15 protein-coding genes are annotated in these 19,435 nt (G+C 70.6%); 11 read left to right on the top strand and 4 right to left on the bottom strand.

What is annotated here, in order from left to right; all coding sequences use genetic code 11:
* Entirely contained in the window at positions 1 to 1,047 is a 1,047-nt protein-coding gene (locus ACTWQO_RS30940; RefSeq protein WP_443240671.1) for an energy-coupling factor ABC transporter permease, read from the bottom strand.
* A gap of 168 nt (positions 1,048 to 1,215) precedes the next feature.
* On the opposite strand from ACTWQO_RS30940, the gene ACTWQO_RS30935 reads away from it, so the two are divergent.
* Positions 1,216 to 1,563 carry an SsgA family sporulation/cell division regulator gene (locus tag ACTWQO_RS30935; RefSeq protein WP_443240670.1) on the top strand — a complete coding sequence of 116 codons (348 nt, stop codon included), beginning with the start codon at positions 1,216 to 1,218 and terminating at the stop codon, positions 1,561 to 1,563.
* A 62-nt stretch (positions 1,564 to 1,625) separates the two neighbouring features.
* On the opposite strand, the gene ACTWQO_RS30930 is transcribed toward ACTWQO_RS30935, so the two are convergent.
* The 3 genes from ACTWQO_RS30930 to ACTWQO_RS30920 all read right to left on the bottom strand — a co-directional run bounded on the left by ACTWQO_RS30930 (position 1,626) and on the right by ACTWQO_RS30920 (position 6,869).
* The gene (locus tag ACTWQO_RS30930) at positions 1,626 to 3,305 is read right to left on the bottom strand and encodes a penicillin-binding transpeptidase domain-containing protein (protein ID WP_443240669.1); all 1,680 of its coding nucleotides are present in this window, start codon (positions 3,303 to 3,305) and stop codon (positions 1,626 to 1,628) included.
* Positions 3,306 to 3,416: 111 nt separating this feature from the next.
* On the bottom strand, positions 3,417 to 5,045 hold the full coding sequence (locus ACTWQO_RS30925; RefSeq protein WP_443240668.1) for a penicillin-binding transpeptidase domain-containing protein: 1,629 nt from the start codon (positions 5,043 to 5,045) through the stop codon (positions 3,417 to 3,419).
* Positions 5,046 to 5,117: 72 nt separating this feature from the next.
* Complete coding sequence (locus ACTWQO_RS30920) at positions 5,118 to 6,869, bottom strand: dolichyl-phosphate-mannose--protein mannosyltransferase (RefSeq protein ID WP_443240667.1); 1,752 nt, start codon at positions 6,867 to 6,869, stop codon at positions 5,118 to 5,120.
* Between the two features lie 62 nt (positions 6,870 to 6,931).
* Between ACTWQO_RS30920 and rsmI the strand changes: the two genes are divergently transcribed.
* The 10 genes from rsmI to ACTWQO_RS30870 all read left to right on the top strand — a co-directional run bounded on the left by rsmI (position 6,932) and on the right by ACTWQO_RS30870 (position 19,409).
* Complete coding sequence (rsmI, locus tag ACTWQO_RS30915) at positions 6,932 to 7,789, top strand: 16S rRNA (cytidine(1402)-2'-O)-methyltransferase (RefSeq protein WP_443240666.1); 858 nt, start codon at positions 6,932 to 6,934, stop codon at positions 7,787 to 7,789.
* A gap of 229 nt (positions 7,790 to 8,018) precedes the next feature.
* Positions 8,019 to 8,417 (top strand): hypothetical protein, encoded by a 399-nt coding sequence (locus tag ACTWQO_RS30910; RefSeq protein ID WP_443240665.1) that lies wholly within the window; start codon positions 8,019 to 8,021, stop codon positions 8,415 to 8,417.
* Between the two features lie 72 nt (positions 8,418 to 8,489).
* Complete coding sequence (locus tag ACTWQO_RS30905) at positions 8,490 to 9,371, top strand: TatD family hydrolase (protein WP_443240664.1); 882 nt, start codon at positions 8,490 to 8,492, stop codon at positions 9,369 to 9,371.
* 330 nt (positions 9,372 to 9,701) lie between these two features.
* On the top strand, positions 9,702 to 11,021 hold the full coding sequence (locus ACTWQO_RS30900) for a ubiquitin-like domain-containing protein (protein WP_443240741.1): 1,320 nt from the start codon (positions 9,702 to 9,704) through the stop codon (positions 11,019 to 11,021).
* Between the two features lie 132 nt (positions 11,022 to 11,153).
* Positions 11,154 to 12,047, top strand: coding sequence for a 16S rRNA (adenine(1518)-N(6)/adenine(1519)-N(6))-dimethyltransferase RsmA (gene rsmA / locus ACTWQO_RS30895; protein ID WP_443240663.1), 894 nt, complete (start codon positions 11,154 to 11,156; stop codon positions 12,045 to 12,047).
* Positions 12,044 to 12,937, top strand: a complete 894-nt coding sequence (locus ACTWQO_RS30890; RefSeq protein ID WP_443240662.1) for a 4-(cytidine 5'-diphospho)-2-C-methyl-D-erythritol kinase — start codon at positions 12,044 to 12,046, stop codon at positions 12,935 to 12,937. Before rsmA ends, ACTWQO_RS30890 begins: the two co-directional genes overlap by 4 nt.
* A 210-nt stretch (positions 12,938 to 13,147) precedes the next feature.
* Positions 13,148 to 14,260, top strand: coding sequence for a peptidoglycan recognition protein family protein (locus ACTWQO_RS30885; protein ID WP_443240661.1), 1,113 nt, complete (start codon positions 13,148 to 13,150; stop codon positions 14,258 to 14,260).
* Positions 14,261 to 14,452: 192 nt separating this feature from the next.
* Entirely contained in the window at positions 14,453 to 15,163 is a 711-nt protein-coding gene (locus ACTWQO_RS30880) for an alpha/beta hydrolase (protein ID WP_443240660.1), read from the top strand.
* 361 nt (positions 15,164 to 15,524) lie between these two features.
* Positions 15,525 to 17,324 carry an ABC-F family ATP-binding cassette domain-containing protein gene (locus ACTWQO_RS30875; protein ID WP_443240659.1) on the top strand — a complete coding sequence of 600 codons (1,800 nt, stop codon included), beginning with the start codon at positions 15,525 to 15,527 and terminating at the stop codon, positions 17,322 to 17,324.
* A gap of 234 nt (positions 17,325 to 17,558) precedes the next feature.
* Entirely contained in the window at positions 17,559 to 19,409 is a 1,851-nt protein-coding gene (locus ACTWQO_RS30870; RefSeq protein WP_443240658.1) for an outer membrane protein assembly factor BamB family protein, read from the top strand.
* The last annotated feature ends 26 nt before the right edge of the window (positions 19,410 to 19,435 follow it).

Below are 19,435 nucleotides of genomic sequence, written 5' to 3'. Positions count from 1 at the left end.
TCAGACGCTCGTGCTGACGGGAGAGGAGTCGTCGCTCGTACGACGCCTGCGCACCGCCCAGAAGACGCCGGTGCCGGCGACCACCGTCGCGCCCACGCCGATCACGCCCGCCAGCCCCCCGGACAGGCGGGCGTTCGCGATGTCCTTGACGCCGTAGTCGGCGAGCGGCGAGTCCGCGGTGTCGTGCTCCTCGACCTTCTGGTCCATGCCCTTGTCGGCGGCGACCTTCTCCAGGCCGTCCGGGTCGGCGGACGCGTAGAAGCTGACGAAACCGGCCAGCACGAGGGAGGTGACCAGACCGCCGATCCACACCTTGCGGTGGGAGGTGCGGGCGGCCACGGCGATCTCGGGGGCGGGCGCGTCGACGAGTTCGCCGTTCACCCGCAGCTTCAGGCGCTGGCGCAGGTCGCGCGCGCCGTACACGAGGTCCGGGCGTACGGCGATCACGGCGCCCACCGTCAGCGAGGTGATCGCGGCCTCGCCGATGCCGATGAGGACGTGCACGCCGACCATGGCGGTGGCGACCTTGCCGAGGGAGACGTCGGTGGTGCCGCCGATCCAGTACAGGAACGTGAAGGCGGCAGCCGCGGCCGGGACCGAGACGAGGGCGGCGACGAAGGAGGCGGCGGTCACGGAGCGGCGGGTGCGCGGCAGGAGCTTCACCAGGGCGCGGAAGACGCCGTATGCGACGACCGTCGTGACGATCGCCATGTCCGTGATGTTCACGCCGAGCGCGGTCAGGCCGCCGTCGGCGAAGAGGATGCCCTGCATGAGCAGGACGACGGAGACGCACAGGACGCCGGTGTAGGGGCCGACGAGGATCGCGGCGAGCGCGCCGCCGAGGAGATGGCCGCTGGTCCCCGCCGCGACGGGGAAGTTCAGCATCTGCACGGCGAAGATGAACGCGGCGACCAGACCGGCCAACGGGGCGGTGCGCTCGTCGAGTTCCCGGCGCGCGCCGCGCAGGCTCACCGCGACCGCCGCCGCGGCGACGACGCCGGTCACGGCGGAGGTGGGGGCGTCTATGAATCCGTCAGGTACGTGCACCGTTCGATGATAGTGGCTTGTTGCGAACGTCTTGCAAGAGCGAGTGGCTCGTACATCGGCTACGTGAGATGTGCGACGTCAGCAGGCGTAATCCGCAAAATATGGGACATTAGAGGGGAAGCGGATGCACAGTTTTTACTTTGGTAACGCAGTGTAAGGGGCCGTCCGATGTCTGCAGTCGAACAGTACGCACGAGCCCACATCGTCACGGACGCGCCCATCGAGGACAGCGACACGATCCCGGTTGTCCTGCGTTACGACCCCGAGGCCGACCCGCGTTCGGTACGGGTCGGCCTGCCGGGGGCGTCGCACGAGTGGACGTTCTCGCGGGCGCTGCTGGAGCAGGGGCTGCGGGCACCTGCCGGTACCGGGGACGTACGAGTGTGGCCTTGCGGCCGGGTGCAGGCGGTTGTCGAGTTCCACTCGGCGCAGGGTGTTTCGGTGGTGCAGTTCGACACGAAAGCGTTGATGCGGTTCCTGCGTAGGACGTATTTGGCGGCGCCGGTCCCGCATTGAGGTGCGTGCTTCGTCTGCGGGTCCGTTGTGGCTTGTCGCGCCCACGCGGCGGAGCCGGCGCTTCAGCTGCCCATCTTCAGCAGCGCCGCCACGATCGGGCCCGCCGTTTCTCCGCCGTGGCCTCCCGACTGGACCACGCCCGCTCCCGCGAGGTCGTCGCGGTAGGCGGTGAACCAGCCGTTGGGCTTCTTCTGGCCGTCGACCTCGGCGGAGCCGGTTTTCGCGCCCACGTCGCCGGTGACGCCGGACATTGCCTCCGCCGCCGTGCCGTAGGCCGCCGTGTAGGCCATCAGGTCGCGCAGTTGGGAGAGGGTGGAGGCGGACATGGTGCGGGAGGCGGTGGCGAGGGTGCGGTTGTCGACGTCCGGGGAGACCAGGTAGGGCTGGCGGAAGACGCCCGTCTTGATCGTCGCCGAGACCGACGCCATGTTGAGCGGGTTCATGCGGACGCCGCCCTGACCGATCAGCGAGGCCGCCATCTGGGCGTCCGACTGGACCGGCACGGAGCCGTCCATGGAGGGGACGCCGATCGCCCAGTTGTCCAGGGACAGGCCGAAGACCTGCTGGGCCTGCTGGGTGAGGTCGTCGTCGTCCAGCTTCGGGGCCTGGCTGATGAAGGCCGTGTTGCAGGAGCGGGCGAAGCTCGCCTTGAAGGTGCCGCCCTTGATCTGGAACTTGTCGTCGTTCTGGAACTTCCAGCCGCCGTACGTGAAGTACTTCGGGCACGGATGCGCCTTGTCCTCCGACGCGAGCCCCTTCTCGATCAGCAGCGACGAGGTGATGACCTTCATCGTGGAGCCGGGGGCGAGGGAGCCCTGGAACGCCGTGTTGAAGCCGTGCGAGGCGTTGGCGGCGGCGAGGATCTCGCCGGTCGACGGGCGCAGGAGCACGACCGACGAGTTCGCCTTCTTGGCCACCTGCGCCTCGGCGGCGGACTGCAGGGCCGGGTCCAGGGTCGTCTTGACCGTGCCCGGGGTGCCCTTGCTGAGTTCGAGGACCGTCTCGTCGGAGAGTTCCTTGGCCTTCGACTCCTTGCCGCGGATCACCCGCAGCTCGATGCCCGCCTTGCCGCCCGCCGTCTTGCCGTACTTCTCGCGCAGCCCGTCCAGCACCGAGCCCAGCGACGCGTACTTGGCGGTCGTGATCTCCCCGCCGTCCCGGTCCAGCGCCTTGACCGGCGGGGTGCCGGACGCGCCGGTGACCAGGGTGTCGCCGTCCGCGAGGTCCGGGTGGACGACGGCGGAGTGCCAGTCGACGTAGGGCTTGCCGTCCTTGGTGTCACGGACGACGGTGAGCGAACTGCCGTACGTCAGCGGCTTGCTGGTGCCCTTGTACGACACCGTCGCCTTGACCGTGAAGGGCACCTTGTCGCCGGTGCGGGTGCCCGCGGTGAGGGTGACGTCCTTGATGTGGGCGTCCTTGGTGTAGCCGGTGAGCAGGGTGGTGGCCGCCGTGGCGTCGTTCGTGGCGGCCGCCGCGGTGGTCACCTTGCCCTGCTGCCAGGACGTGAGGAACGTGCGGGCCGCCGTGGTGACCTCGGTCGCCGACAGGGGGCCGGTCTTGACCGACTTCTCCTTGGCGCTCGCCGCCGTCGGAGACGTACGGTCGTCGGCCGCGGCCCCCGCGCCGTACAGCGCGTAGACGCCCACTCCGGCGCCGGCGATGACGACGGCGATCGTCCCGCCGATGACGGCGGGTTTCTTCGTGCTCCGTCGCTCGGCGACGCGCCTTCTCGTTCCCACAGCTTCCGAATCCTCCGCGAGTCCCCAGGGTCCCCGTTGCCCTCGTGCACCTCATCAACGACGGCAACCACCCTAGAGTCCCGTCCTGTGCGGGTGAGTTCCGCCGCCCGTTCAGCCGCCGGTCCGTAGCACAGCTGCGACAATCGGCCCGGCCGCGTCGCCGCCGCGCCCGCCCTCCTCGGTCATGGCCGCCGCCGCGATGTCGTCGCGGTAGCCGGTGAACCAGCTGTTGGACGTCTTCTGCCCGTCGACCTCGGCGGAGCCGGTCTTCGCGCCGATGCTGCCGGCCAGCCCGGACATCGCCTCGGCCGCGGTGCCGCTGGTCGCGGTGCGGTTCATCATGGCGCGCAGCTGGCCGACGGTGTCCGCGGACAGGCCGCGCGCGCTCGCCAGTTCACGGTCGTCGAGCTTCTGCGGCACGATGACCGGCTGCCGGAAGGCGCCCGTGATCGCGGTCGCTGTGACCGACGCCATGTTCAGCGGGTTCATCTGGACCTGGCCCTGGCCGATCATGTTGGCCGCGGTGTCCGGGCCACCGGAGGCCGGGACCTGGCCGTCGAAGGACGGGATGCCGGTCTGCCAGTTGTCCTTGCCGAGCCCGAACCGCTCCTCGGCCTCCTTGGTCAGGGAGTCCACCTTCACCGCGTCCGCGTACTTCACGAACGCCGTGTTGCAGGAACGGGCGAAGCTCTCGGAGAGGGTCGCGTTCAGGTTCGGGTCCATGCCCTTGATGTTGCGGAACTTCTGGCTCTGCCAGGTCGCGTCGTTCGGGCAGGGAGCCGGGCCGTTCATCTCGGTGATGCCGTTGTCGATGAGCGTGGCCGCGCTCATGATCTTCATCGTCGAGCCGGGTGCCTGCTTGCCGAGGAAGGCCGCGTTGAAGCCGTCCTTGCGGTTGTTGGCCACCGCGAGCACCTCGCCGGTGCTGGGCTTGACCGCGACCACGGACGACTCGTCGTAACTTTTCACCGCCTTCTCGGCAGCCGCCTGCGCGCTCGCGCTGAGCGTCGTCGGCAGCCGGCCCGCCTTGCCCTCCGCGAGGGTCAGCAGCGAGGTGTCGGCGGCTTCGGCGGACGCGTGCCGGATCGCCAGCTCGACGCCCGGCGTACCGCCCGCCTGCTCGCCGTACTTGCCGCGCAGCTCGTCGAGGATCGGGCCGAGGGACGGGAACTTGTCCTCGGTCAGCACGGTCCCGTCGCGGTCCACGGCCTCGATGGGCGGGCTCGCCGCCTCACCCGTGACGAGGGTGTCGTCCCGCTGCAGTTCGGGGTGGACGACGGACGGCTTCCAGTCGACCAGCGCCTTCCCGGTGGTCTTCCCGCGCACCACGGTGAGGGTGCTCTTGTACGTCAGCGGCTTGGACTTCCCGTCGTACGACACCGTCGCCTTCACCGTGAACGGCACGGTCGCCCCGGTCCCCGCGCCGGGAGTGATGCTGACGCCGGTGATGCGCGCGTCCTGCCCGTAGGCGGTGAACAGCGGCTCGGCCGCCAGCTCGTTGTTGGTGAGGGCCGCGGCCGTCGCCGCCTGCCCCTTCTCCCAGGCCGCGAAGAACTTCCCCGTCGTCTCCTTGACCTCGTCGCCGCTCGGCGGCCCGGTTCTCACGGGCTCCGGCTCGCTCGCCCCGATCCCGCCGTCACCGTTCAGCGCGGACACGAGGTTGAAGGCGCCGTACCCCGCGCCTCCCAGCATCACGACGAACACCCCACCGATGACGGTGGTCTTGACCCCCTTGCGCATGATGCGCTCCCCTCCCGTTCAGTCCTCGCACTGTAAGTGGCCTGAGGGGGAACTGTGAGGGGAGTTACCCAACTAGACCCAGGTATCGAGCCACATCCGAGACCGCCAGTCGTCGATGGGGATCGCCGTCCCGGTGAACAGGGGCCAGAAGTAGATGAAGTTCCAGGCGATCAGCAGCACCAGCACGCCCACACCCGTCGCGCCCGCCACGCGGCGGGTGTCGCTGGACCCCGGTGGACCGATGAGGGCGCCGAGCATCATGGCGACGGCGAGGCAGAGGAACGGCAGGAAGACGACGGCGTAGAAGAAGAAGATCGTGCGCTCCTGGTACATGAACCAGGGCAGGTACCCGGCCGCGATACCGCAGGCGATCGCGCCCGCGCGCCAGTCGCGGCGGAAGAACCAGCGCCACAGCACATACAGGAGCGCGAAGGCGGCCACCCACCACAGCAGCGGCGTGCCGATCGCCAGCACCTCACGCGCGCACTTCTCGCCCGCGTCGACCGGGCAGCCGTCCTTGCCGGGGGCGGGGGACTCGTAGAAGTACGACACCGGGCGGCCGTCGACGAGCCAGCTCCACGGGTTGGACTGGTACGTGTGCGGAGAGCTCAGGCCGACATGGAACTCGTACACCTGGTGCTCGTAGTGCCACAGGCTGCGCCACCAGTCCGGGAACAGCCAGGACCAGTCGCTGTTCTTGCCGTCGGTCGCGGCCCAGTTGCGGTAGTAGCCGCCGCTGCCGTCCGTCGGCGAAAGGATCCAGCCGAGCCAGGAGCCGAGGTACGTGACCACGGCGACCGGCACCGTCGACAGGAACGTCCAGCCCAGGTCCCGCCGGAGCACCGCCTGGTACGGGTGGCGGGCACCGGCCACCTTGCGGGAGCCGACGTCCCACAGCACGGCCAGTACGCAGAACGCGGCGAGGATGTAGAGGCCGTTCCACTTGGTGCCGATGGCCAGGCCCAGCATCAGGCCGGCCAGCAGCCGCCAGGGACGCAGCCCGAACCTGGTGTTCTCCGCCGTGTGCACATCGGGGCCGACCCGGCCGTCGGCGTCGCCGGGCAGCGCGGCGGCGAGTTTCTCGCGCGTCTTGTCCCGGTCGATCACCAGGCAGCCGAAGGCCGCGAGCACGAAGAACATCAGCACGCCGTCGAGCAGCGCGGTACGGCTCATCACGAAGTGCAGCCCGTCCACCGCCATCAGCCCGCCCGCCAGGCAGCCGAGGAAGGTCGAGCGGAACAGCCTGCGGCCGATCCGGCACAGCATCAGCACCGACAGCGTGCCGAGCAGCGCCGTCATGAACCGCCAGCCGAACGGGTTGAAGCCGAACATCAGCTCGCCGAGCCCGATGACGTACTTGCCGACCGGCGGGTGCACGACATACGACGCGTCCGTGGGGATCGGGACGTCGCCGTTCGAGGACAGGATCAGGTTGTTGACGTTCTTGTCCCAGTTGACCTCGAAACCGCGGTGGACCAGCGCCCACGCGTCCTTGGCGTAGTACGTCTCGTCGAATATCACCGCCTTCGGGCTGCCCAGGTTCCAGAACCGGAGCACGCCCGCGAACAGCGTCACCAGCAGCGGACCGCCCCAGCCCGACCAGCGCATCAGCCGCTCGACCAGCGCCTGCGGCAGTCCGAGCGCAGCCCACAGACGCGGGCTGGGCCGGGTGTACGGCGGCACCAGCCGGTCCCGGATGTCGGTTCTGGGCCCCGCGGTGTAGCCGAAACGGCGCAGCCGCTGCTGCCACGACGGCCGCTGGTCGTGAAGGGCCTGGCCCTGCCGGATGTCCGTGGAGTCCATCGACGACGCTGTACTGGTCACCGCGCCATCGTAGGGAAACGTTCTGTGGGAGTCCCGTGCATGGGTGCTGCGAGGATGGAAACGTGACAGTCGCACCCGGAACCCTGGTCCTTGCCGGTACCCCCATCGGCGACATCGCCGACGCCCCGCCCAGGCTGGCGGAAGAGCTGACGGGAGCCGATGTAGTCGCCGCCGAGGACACCCGGCGGCTGCGGCGCCTGACCCAGGCGCTCGGCGTGACGCCCAAGGGGCGCGTGGTGTCGTACTTCGAGGGCAACGAGGCCGCCCGTACGCCCGAGCTGGTCCAGGAACTGCTCGGCGGCGCGCGTGTGCTGCTCGTCACGGACGCGGGGATGCCGTCGGTGTCCGACCCCGGGTACCGGCTGGTGGCCGCGGCCGTCGAGCAGGACATCAAGGTGACCGCGGTGCCGGGGCCGTCCGCCGTGCTGACCGCCCTCGCGCTGTCCGGGCTGCCCGTCGACCGGTTCTGCTTCGAGGGCTTCCTGCCGCGGAAGACGGGGGAGCGGCTGTCGCGGCTGCGGGAGGTCGCTCAGGAGCGGCGGACACTGGTCTATTTCGAGTCCACTCACCGGATCGACGAGACGCTCGCCGCGATGGCCGAGGTCTTCGGCGCGGACCGGCGGGCCGCCGTCTGCCGCGAACTGACCAAGACGTACGAGGAGGTACGGCGGGGCGGGCTCGGCGAGCTGGCCGCGTGGGCGGAGGACGGCGTCCGCGGGGAGATCACGGTCGTGGTCGAGGGGGCGCCGGAGACGGGGGCGGGGGAACTGGACGCCGAGGAGCTGGTGCGGCGGGTGCGGGTGCGGGAGGAGGCGGGGGAGCGGCGCAAGGAGGCGATCGCCGCGGTGGCCGTGGAGGCGGGGGTGCCGAAGCGGGAGGTCTTCGACGCGGTGGTGGCGGCGAAGAACGCGGGGGCGTGAGAAGAACGCGGGGGCGTGAGGGGCGTAAGACAGGCGTAAACACCCTCTGAGCAGGGCGCATCTCCCCTGAGCGAGCGCCCCATCGGCGGGTAAAGCGACCGGGCCCTTTCGGCAAGGAACGCCCAAATGAGCCCCAACACTGGACAGGTCCCGTGCTTTCGCTCCGGCCCGGCAGTCCACTGGAAGACGGGACGCAACCCGTCCTCTCCAGCGGACAACAGGAGCTGGCATGAGTGAGATCGCAGGGCAGACCGGCCTTCGCAACGGGGCGACCGCCGTAGTGAACGAGTCCTATTCCTTCGCCTGCATGCGCTGCGGGCACGGCTGGGAGCAGTCGTACGAGATAGAGCACCACACGGACGCCGACGGCCATGAGTTCGTCATGTATGTGGCCGACGGGCGGATCGTGCCGTCCCCGTTGAGCCGGCCCACGTGTCAGAACTGCGACAACCATGTCGTACGGATCATGCGGGCGGGGCAGGTCTCGTCCGTGCGGGACGCCGAGCATCGGCGGCGTCCGGTGCCGGCGCAGACGGGGCCGGTCGAGGTGCCGGAGCCCGCCGCCCGGGAACCCCACCACTGGCACCTCGCCGATCTGCTGAACGTCTTCCACCGCAAGGCGAGCTGATCCGGGCGCCCGCCGAGAGGGCCCGCTGAGACGGCCCGCCGAGGAGGCATGCCCCTTTCGTAGGATCGGGGCATGCCTTCGAACGCGTCCGACAAGAACGCCGCACCGCCGCTGCCCGAGCCGCTCCGGGTGCCCGTCGCCGACTCGCACACCCATCTCGACATGCAGCCCGGCACGGTGGAGGAGGGCCTGGCGAAGGCCGCGTCGGTCGGCGTGACGACGGTCGTGCAGGTCGGCTGTGACGTACGCGGCTCGCAGTGGGCGGCGGACACGGCGGCGGCGCACGACGCGGTGCACGCGGCCGTCGCCCTGCACCCCAACGAGGCCCCGCGCATCGTCCACGGCGACCCCGACGGCTGGTCCCGGCAGGGAGCGCGCGAGCCCGGCGGGGACGCGGGGCTCGACGCCGCGCTCGCCGAGATCGACCGGCTGGCCGCGCTGCCCCATGTGAAGGCCGTCGGCGAGACGGGACTCGACTACTTCCGCACCGGGCCCGAGGGCAAGGCGGCACAGGAGCGGTCCTTCCGTGCCCACATCGAGATCGCCAAGCGGCACGGCAAGGCGCTGGTCATCCACGACCGCGACGCCCACGCGGACGTCCTGCGCGTGCTGAAGGAGGAGGGCGCGCCCGAGCGGACGGTGTTCCACTGCTACTCGGGCGACGCGGAGATGGCGGAGATCTGCGCCCGCGCCGGCTACTACATGTCCTTCGCCGGGAACGTCACCTTCAAGAACGCCCAGAACCTGCGCGACGCGCTCGCCGTGGCCCCGCTGGAGCTGGTCCTCGTGGAGACCGACGCGCCCTTCCTCACGCCGGTGCCGTACCGCGGACGGCCCAACGCGCCGTATCTCATTCCGGTCACGGTGCGTGCCATGGCCGCCATACGGGGCATCGACGAGGACACGCTGGCCGCGGCCCTCGGCTCGAACACGGCTACTGCCTTCGGCTACTGACGCATAACCGTCCGATAACGCTCCCGAGGTGCAACCACAGCCTCATTGCCACTCTGTGTAGTTGCGTGACTTTGGAGAGTGATCAGCGCTCCGCTAGGTTCTGGGCCCGATCCGGACCCCTCTGGCCTTCTGGAGCGTCTCGGCGTGAGCAACTCGCAGTACGCGCGGAATTCGCAGTACGCGCAGAACGTGCAGGACTCGCAGTACGCGGGGGAGTCGCCGTACGGAGTGGACGCGGCGTACGGGCCGTATGTGTCGTACGGGGCGTACGACGCCTCGGGCGGCGCGTTCGATCCGTACAGCGCCGAGACCTGGGGGTACGGGGTCGGGATGGCGCCCGGCGAGGCGCAGGGGGAGACCGCCTGGGCGTACGGGGACACCTACGCGCCGGCCTACGAGCTGCTCGAGCCGGTGGTGCCGCGGCAGGTCGAGAGTGCCGTGGAGGTGGATGAGGACGCGGATGAGGAAGCGGATGACGAGGCGCCCGCGCCCGTTGTGCGCTCCGGGGCGCATCGGCGGTCCGCGCGTCGGCGCAAGGCGCGGTACGCCGAGCGCGCCGACGGCTCCATGCGCCGTCTGCTGCCACAGGCGCTGGTCGTCGCCTTCCTCGCGGGCGGCACCTCCGCGTTCGTCGCCAAGGACAAGGCGATCGAGCTCACCGTCGACGGGGAGCCGCGCACGCTCCACACCTTCGCCGACGACGTGACCGAGCTGCTCGCGGACCAGGGCCTGGAGACGGGAGTGCACGACGAGGTGGCGCCCGCGCCCGGTGCGGCGCTCGCCAACGGTGACGAGGTCGCCGTGCGCTACGGGCGGCCCGTGCGGCTCACCCTCGACGGTCAGCGGCGCGAGGTGTGGACGACGGCGCGCACGGTGGAAGAGGCGCTCAAGCAGCTGGGGGTGCGTGCGGAGGGCGCGTACGTGTCCATCGCCCGCTCCCGGCGCATCGGCCGTGAAGGGCTCGCGCTGGATGTCCGCACCGAGCGCTCGGTGACGGTCATGGCGGACGGACGGGCACGGACCGTCCGTACGAACGCGGCGACCGTGGGGGAGGTCGTCGAGGAGGCCGGGGTCACCCTGCGCGGGCAGGACACCACGTCCGTGGCGCCGGGGAGTTTCCCGCGGGACGGGCAGACCGTCTCCGTCCTGCGGATCACCCGGACCAAGGAGGTCCGGGAGGAAGCGATCCCGGTCCAGGTGCGGCGGGTGGACGATCCCTCGCTGTTCCAGGGGACGGAGGTCGTCGAACGTGCCGGCCAGGTGGGGCTCCGGCGAGTCACATACGTGCTCCGGACCGTCAACGGGGTCAAGCAGAAGCCGCGGCGGGTGAAGACCGAGGTGGTGCGGGAGCCGCGGGACCGGGTCGTGGCGGTCGGAACGAAGCCGATGCCCACGTCCGTGCAGGGGGCGGACCACCTGGACTGGCAGGGCCTCGCCGCGTGCGAGTCCGGGGGGCGGCCGAACGCGGTCGATCCTTCGGGGACGTACGGCGGGCTCTACCAGGTCGACACGGAGACCTGGCACAGCCTCGGCGGCAGCGGCCGACCGCAGGACGCGTCGGCGGAGGAACAGACGCATCGGGCGAAGAGGTTGTATGTGCGGCGGGGGGCGAGTCCTTGGCCGCATTGTGGTTCGCGCCTGCACAGGTGACCGGTCGCCGCGGTGTCGCGCCCCGTAAGGGGCGCGGGGAACTGCGCGACCAGCCCCCACCGGCCCGCAGCCTGCGTACCCTCCCCAGAACACCCCGAATGCCCGCGCCCAGCGCCCCGTACCCTTGTAGCCGTGAGTAATAGCCCCCCCGACGCCCTCCTGGGCCCCGCCGACATCCGCGAACTGGCGGCAGCCCTCGGCGTGCGTCCGACCAAGCAGCGCGGCCAGAACTTCGTGATCGACGCGAACACGGTCCGCCGGATCGTCCGTACCGCCGGGGTACGGCCCGATGACGTGGTCGTCGAGGTGGGCCCGGGGCTCGGCTCCCTCACCCTCGCGCTGCTGGAGGCCGCCGACCGGGTCATCGCCGTCGAGATCGACGACGTGCTCGCCGGCGCGCTGCCCGCCACCGTCGCCGCGCGGATGCCGGAGCGGGCCGAGCGGTTCGCGCTCGTGCACTCCGACGCCATGCACGTGACCGAGCTGCCGGGTCCCGCGCCGACCGCGCTGGTGGCGAATCTGCCGTACAACGTGGCCGTGCCCGTGCTGCTGCACATGCTCGAGACCTTCCCCAGCATCGAGCGCACGCTGGTGATGGTGCAGTCGGAGGTCGCCGACCGGCTGGCCGCCCCACCCGGCTCGAAGGTGTACGGCGTCCCGTCCGTGAAGGCCAACTGGTACGCCGAGGTCAAGCGGGCCGGCGCCATCGGGCGCAACGTCTTCTGGCCCGCGCCCAATGTCGACAGCGGGCTCGTGTCCCTCACCCGGCGCGTCGAGCCGATCAAGACGACGGCCACCAGGCGCGAGGTGTTCGCCGTCGTCGACGCGGCCTTCGCCCAGCGCCGCAAGACGCTGCGCGCCGCGCTCGCGGGGTGGGCCGGGTCGGCCGCCGCCGCGGAGGCCGCCCTCGTCGCCGCCGGTGTCTCACCGCAGGCGCGCGGCGAGTCGCTGACCGTCGAGGAGTTCGTCCGTATCGCCGAGCACGGCAAGAGCGCCGCCGACAACAAGGAGCCCGGTCAGCAGTGAGCGTCACCGTTCGCGTTCCCGCCAAGGTCAATGTCCAGTTGGCTGTGGGCGCCGCCCGGCCCGACGGGTTCCACGATCTGGCCAATGTGTTCCTCGCGGTCGGCCTCTACGACGAGATCACCGTCACGCCGGCCGACGAACTCCGCGTCACCTGCGAGGGTCCGGACGCCGGTCAAGTCCCCCTGGACCGTACGAACTTGGCGGCGCGTGCGGCGGAAGCGCTGGCCGCGCGGTACGGCCGTACCCCGAACGTCCATCTCCACATCGTCAAGGACATCCCCGTGGCCGGCGGTATGGCGGGCGGGAGTGCGGACGGCGCGGGTGCGCTGCTCGCCTGTGACGCGCTGTGGGGCACCAACGCCTCCCGCGACGAACTGCTCGACATCTGCGCCGAGTTGGGCAGCGACGTGCCGTTCAGTCTGGTCGGCGGGGCGGCGCTCGGGACGGGGCGCGGGGAGAAGCTGACGGCGCTCGAGGTCGGCGGCACCTTCCACTGGGTGTTCGCGATGGCGGAACGCGGGTTGTCGACGCCGGCTGTGTTCCGTGAGTTCGACCGGCTCGGCGAGGGCCTGGACATCCCCGAGCCCGTGGCCTCCCAGGAACTCCTCGACGCGCTCGCGAAGGGCGACCCCGACGCGCTCGCCGCCGCCGTCTCCAACGACCTTCAGCCCGCCGCGCTTTCGCTCTTCCCGGAGCTGGCCGAAACCCTCGCCGCGGGCCGCGCGGCCGGTGCGCTGACGGCGCTGGTCTCGGGGTCGGGACCGACGACGGCGTTCCTCGCCCGGGACCGGGAGTCGGCGTCGAAGGTCGCGGAGGCGCTGCTCGCGTCCGGCACGTGCCGGACCGTACGGCAGGCGTCGGGCCCGGCGCCGGGCGCAACCGTGGTCTGAAGCATCCCCGGGTTCTGAAACCTCTCCAGGGTCAAACGCGCCCCATTTGTCCGACGGGCACAGTGAATTCACCGTTCCTTGGCCTGAGTTGGTGCGGGTGGGGCGAGCGTGGCGCGTAGGGTCATTTCAACTTCAAGCACTCGCCGTGTCACATCGCAGAGTGCGCGCGGCGCGGTGTCCCCCAAGTGAACTGATCCTGGAGGCACACCTGTGTCTGCATCCCCCACACCCGACCACCGCAGGAAGCGCTCCCTCTCCCGGCGCGGCATGATCGCCGCCGGCGGTGCGGTAGCCGCGGGAGCCGCTCTGACCCCGGTCGTCTTCGCGGCCGGCGACTCGGACTCCGGTACGTCGGACACCTCGTCCGGCACTCCGGGCACCGAGCCCCAGAAGTTCCCGGCCACCCGTACCGAGGCCGCCACCGGCACCGCCGCGACCACCGCCCCCTTCGCCATCTCGTACGTCGGCGTCCGCTGGACCGGCGCGGAGGCCGGTGCCGGGATCCGGTTCGCGGACGGCAAGTGGCAGGAGCTGAGCGGCGGTTGCGCGACCGTCGAGAACGGCGGCACGGCGCTGGTGGCGGCGGGGGACGCCACCGGGTACGAGCTGAAGGCGCCGCAGGGGGCGAGCGGGGTGCGCTCGCTGGCGATCGACACGACGGGCGGGGCCGGCAAGACCTTCCGGGTGCCGACCGAGCCGACCCGGGTGCGTGGGGTGCAGTACCTGTCGCGGCCCGCGTGGGGCGCCGACGAGTCGAAGCGGTACAAGGACGGCAAGGTCAACTCGCCCGAGACGTACTACCCGTTGCAGACGATCACCGTCCACCACACGGACACCCCGAATGCCGACCCCGACCCGGCGGCGACCGTGCGCGGCATCTACGAGTTCCACGCGATCACCAACGACTGGGGCGACATCGGCTACCACTTCCTCATCGACGAGGCCGGCACCGTCTACGAAGGCCGCTACTCCGGCGACGACGGCATCCCCGCCTTCGACCCGAAGGGCAACCTCGTCACCGCCTTCCACACCGCCGGCTTCAACTCCGGCAACCTCGGCATCGCCCTCCTCGGCAACCTGACCGGCCAGCCGCCCACCGACGCCGCCAAGGCCTCACTGACCCGCCTCATCAAGGTGATCACCCGCCTCAAGGGCCTGGACCCCCAGGCCCAGGTCACCTTCGTCAACCCGGTCAACGGCGTCACGAAGGACGTCAACACGATCAGCGGCCACCGCGACTGGCTCCAGACCGACTGCCCCGGCCAGACGATGTACGACCTCCTCGGCGAGGTCCGTGCGGCGGTCGCGGGCACGGGTTCCTGACGTTCGGCCCGACAGTTGGCCTGCGTAGGCATGCGGGCCAACTGCCAGCTGCCTCACGGGGCGCAGCCCGTGCCGGAAGGGGGAGGCCGGCACGGGTGCCATGTGGGCCGAAAGCGGTTGACCTTCGGGCTGGACATGATGGCCTGGGCGTGCGGTTGTCACGGGGCGGCCGGGAAGCTGAGGGAGGCCTGGATGCGGGTCGTATTCGTCCATGGCGCGTGCGCGCGGGATGCCGACTCGTGGTGGAACCGGATGGTGGAGCCACTCGCCGCCCTGGGGCTGGAGAGCCGCAGTGTCGAACTGCCCAGCTGCGGCGCGCGGGCGGGCGCCGCATACGGGGCGGATCTGTACGCCGACGCTGACGCGGTGCGGTCCGTGCTGGACCAGGAGCCTGGGCACCCCGCCCTGCTGTGCGGGCACTCCTACGGCGGGATGGTGATCACCGACGCCACCGCGGGCAGGGACGACGTCAGCCACCTCCTCTACATCACCGCGGTCGTGCCGGACCGCGGTGAATCCCTCGCCTCCCTGGCCGGATCTGAACCCGCCCCGTGGGTCGTCCCGCGGGATGACGGCACGGTCGTCCCCAATACGGCGGTCGACCTGCGGGGCGCCTTCCTGCACGACTGCGACGAAGAGGCCGAGGCGGGCGCCTTCCGGCGGTTGGGACCGCAGTCGCAGGCGGCCTTCGCTCAGGCTCCGCGCGGCATCGCCTGGCACAACACCCCCTCGACGTACGTCGTCTGTACCGGGGACCGGGCCACGCCGCCGGCGAAGCAGCGGGAGTTCGCCCGGCGGGCGTCCGGTGTGATCGACCTGCCGACCGGCCACCATCCGTTTCTGTCCCACCCGGGGCTACTGGCCGACCTGATCGGTGAGGTCGCCCGCGGGGTCGGAGAGTAGATCCGCTTGGGGTCCGCATCCTGGTCGGACCAAGGGGCCTTCGACGTGCCGGGCGCCAGCAGTCGACCCAGATGCGCACGCGGGACGGGCCGGCTGACGTGACGTCCCGCCATTGCCAGCCTCTGGAGTCCTCATGCCGAGACAACCGAGCGCAGACGCGCCACGTAGTCCGCCGGGGCACCCGCAACGTCCACGGTGAATTCGCCGAGGACAGGTGGAGCGGAGCCGCCCTTCTTGGACTACGCGACCCGATCCCTGGCGGATCGCGTCGCGGTAATCGCAGGGAACCCCCGCCGGACGGACCCCGCACCGCCGCGCGGACTACCCTGGAGGGTCGATCGACCCCCGTGTCAGGAGAGAAATGGCCGTCAATCTGGTCAATGTCGAGAACGTCAGCAAGGTGTACGGCACCCGTGCCCTGCTCGACGGGATCTCCCTCGGCGTCTCCGAGGGGGATCGCATCGGCGTCGTAGGCCGTAATGGCGACGGCAAGACGACCCTCATCCGGATGCTGGCCAAGCTGGAGCAGGCCGACACCGGACGGGTCACGCACTCCGGCGGGCTGCGGCTGGGTGTGCTGACCCAGCACGACTCGCTCGACCCGGCCGCCACCGTCCGGCACGAGGTCATCCGGGATCTTGCCGACCACGAGTGGGCGGGCAACGCCAAGATCAGGGATGTGCTCACCGGGCTGTTCGGGGGGCTTGACCTGCCCGGGTTCCCACAGGGGCTGGACACCGTCATCGGCCCCCTCTCCGGCGGTGAGCGCCGCCGTATCGCGCTCGCCAAGCTGCTCATCGACGAGCAGGACCTGATCGTCCTCGACGAGCCGACCAACCATCTCGACGTCGAGGGCATCTCCTGGCTCGCGAACCACCTCCGCGAGCGGCGCTCGGCGCTCGTCGTCGTCACCCACGACCGCTGGTTCCTGGACCAGGTCTGCACGCGCATGTGGGACGTGCAGAAGGGCGACGTCCACGAGTACGAGGGCGGCTACTCCGACTACGTCTTCGCGCGCGCCGAACGCGAGCGCATCGCCGCCACCGAGGAGACCAAGCGGCAGAACCTGGTCCGCAAGGAGCTGGCCTGGCTGCGGCGCGGCGCCCCCGCCCGTACGTCGAAGCCCCGCTTCCGCGTCGAGGCCGCCAACGAGCTGATCGCGGACGTACCGCCGCCCCGGGACAGCAGCGAGCTGATGAAGTTCGCGTCCTCGCGGCTCGGCAAGACGGTCTTCGATCTGAAGGACGTGACCGTCCAGGCCGGACCGAAGGTGCTGCTCAAGCATCTGACGTGGCAGCTCGGCCCCGGCGACCGCGTCGGGCTCGTGGGTGTCAACGGCGCCGGCAAGACCTCCCTGCTGCGCGCCATGGCCGAGGCGGCACGGACCGAGGGTGAGGCGCAGCCGGCCGGCGGGCGGATCGCTGTGGGGAAGACCGTCAAGCTCGCCTATCTCTCCCAGGAGGTCGGCGAACTCGACCCGAATCTGCGGGTGCTGGAAGCCGTGCAGCGGGTGCGCGAGCGCGTCGATCTCGGCAAGGGGCGCGAGATGACCGCCGGGCAGCTGTGCGAGACGTTCGGCTTCAACAAGGAGAAGCAGTGGACGCCCGTCGGTGATCTGTCCGGTGGTGAGCGGCGCAGGCTCCAGATCCTCCGGCTCCTCATGGACGAGCCCAACGTCCTCTTCCTCGACGAGCCCACCAACGACCTCGACATCGAGACCCTGACCCAGCTCGAGGACGTCCTCGACGGCTGGCCCGGTTCGATGATCGTCATCTCCCACGACCGGTTCTTCATCGAGCGGACGACGGACCGGGTCTTCGCCCTCCTCGGCGACGCCACCCTGCGGATGCTGCCGCGCGGCATCGACGAGTACCTGGAGCGGCGCCGGCGCATGGAGGAGGCGGTGGCCGCCGCGGCGCCCGTCGCGGTGAAGGCCGCCGGGCCGAGCGCCGCCGACCAGCGCGCCGCCAAGAAGGAACTCCAGAAGATCGAGCGGCAGCTCGACAAGATCTCCGAGAAGGAGACCAAGCTGCACGACCGGATCGCCGACAACGCCACGGACTTCGCGAAGGTGGCCGAACTGGACGCCGAGCTGCGCCAGTTGGCGGGCGAGCGGGAGGAACTGGAACTGCGCTGGCTGGAACTCGCCGAGGACGCGTAGTACTTGGGGTCCTTCGCGCGGGTGGGGCGCTGGTGCGTGAAGGGGGCGTGAAGGGTCATAACGAGGGCATCACAGGCCGGTCCTCCCTTGGGAACAGGGGCCGATGGGCGCCGGTGCGCTGTCGGCGGCGGGTGATAGAAAGGCTCGTCTGAGAAAAGTCTGAGAGACGGCTGGTGTGGCCGAGACGCGACGGCACAGAACGTGGCACCACACCGGTCGAAGGGGGAACCGCTCATGAGTCAGCCGCCCAACCAGCCGCCGCAGGGTGGCTTCGGAGCACCACAGGACCCACGCCAGGGCGGCTTCGGAGCACCGCAGCCCCCGCAGCAGGGTGACGCTCCGCAGCCCCCGCCCCCACCGCAGGGCGCCCCCCAGACACCCCCTCCGCCCCAGGGCCTGCCCCAGGCACCGCCGACCCCGCAGGGCCCGCCGCCCGGCACCCCGCAGCCGGGGTACGGCTACCCGCAGCAGCCGGGGCAGACGGGCCCGTACGGCCAGCAGCCGGGGCCCTACACCTCCGGTCCGTACGCCCAGCCGCCGCAGCAGCCGGGACCGTACGGCCAGCAGCAGCCCGGCCCCTACGGCCAGCCGCCCGCCCAGGGTTACGGCTACCCGCCGCCGCAGTATCCGGGCGCGCCCGGCCCCGGCTCGCGCAACCCCTTCAAGGGAAAGCCCGCACTCGTCATCGGTGCCGCGGTCGCGGCGCTGGTCGTCATCGGCGGCACCGTGTTCGCGGTGACCAGCGGCGGCGACGACAAGGACAAGAAGCCGGTCGCCCAGAAGAGCGACGACCCGAAGGGCTCCGACGCCCCGACCGGCTCCGGTGACGGTGACGGCGGCGGCGGTGACGGCGGCTCCGACCCGGAGGACCTCAACGAGGGCCGCCAGGCAGGCGAGTCGAAGGTGCTCTGGTACAAGGAGGCACCGGACGCGCCCGGCAGCGGCGCCGACGCCCCCGGCCTGTGGATCACCGACAAGGCGGCGGTGAAGGCGGCGTACAAGCAGCTCTTCGCCTACAACGTCGGCGACGGCGGCGAGACCTGGGACCCGATCACCTTCCCGCAGAAGATCTGCGCGGTCACGCCGCAGAAGTCGTCCGGCGACAAGATCGTCGTGGCGTACATGAACGGCAGCAGCGACCGCGCCAAGTGCAACCAGCTCCAGCAGGTCGACCTCAACACCGGCGAACAGGGCTGGAAGGGCACGGTCGGCGACGGCGCGCTGTTCGACAGCACGCTCGACGTCGAGTTGTCCATCACCGGCAAGACGCTGATGGTGGGCCGCTCGCAGTCCGGTACGGCGTACGACATCGACAGCGGCGACAAGCTCTGGGACAAGACGAGGTACGGCGACAAGTGCTTCCCTGACGCGTTCGCGGGCGGCGAGAAGCTGATCGCCGTGGCGTCCTGCGATGCCACCGGCACCAATGAGCACGACGAGGTGCAGGAGCTCGACCCGGCGACCGGCAAGGCCAAGTGGACCCGGAAGTTCCAGACGGGCTGGAAGGTCGCGCGCGTCTACTCCATCGACCCATTGGTCATCTACAGCACCAACGAGGACAAGAAGGCGTGGAACATCTCCACCTTCGGCGCCGGCGGCAAGTTCCGCTCGCAGGTCAGCGTCGACATCAACATCGGTTCCAAGTGCGGCTGGGCCATCCTCCAGCGTGATCTGCAGGGCTGCACCGGTTCGGCCGCCGACGCCGACACGCTCTACCTGCCCACCGACGCCACCACCACGGCGAACGAGATCGTCGCGATCAACCTCGCCAACGGCAAGGAGAAGTGGCGCGTCAAGTCCCCGGCGGAAGAGCCGATGCTGCCGATCAAGGTCGAGGACGGCAAGCTCATCGCGTATGTCCAGCCGTCGTACGACGCGGGCGGCCAGGTCGTGTCGATCCCGGTGACCGGCAGCAGCCACACGCCGACGAAGCTGCTGCAGAACCCGGCGGGCACCGCGGACATCGAAAACGGCTTCTTCTCCAGCGTGTTCGACTGGGTCGACGGGCGTTTCTACCTTGCGAGCACCCGGCTGAGCGGCAACGACGAAAGCAAGGAGAAGCTGATGCTCGCCTTCGGCAAGTGAGGCGCGCACCAGGCATGACCTTGACC

The sequence above is a fragment of the Streptomyces sp. 4N124 genome (assembly GCF_052245395.1).
In the GTDB taxonomy this organism is placed as follows: Bacteria; Actinomycetota; Actinomycetes; order Streptomycetales; family Streptomycetaceae; genus Streptomyces.
Note: the sequence above shows the minus strand (reverse complement) of the source record. Positions and strands in the feature narration are given on the sequence as shown.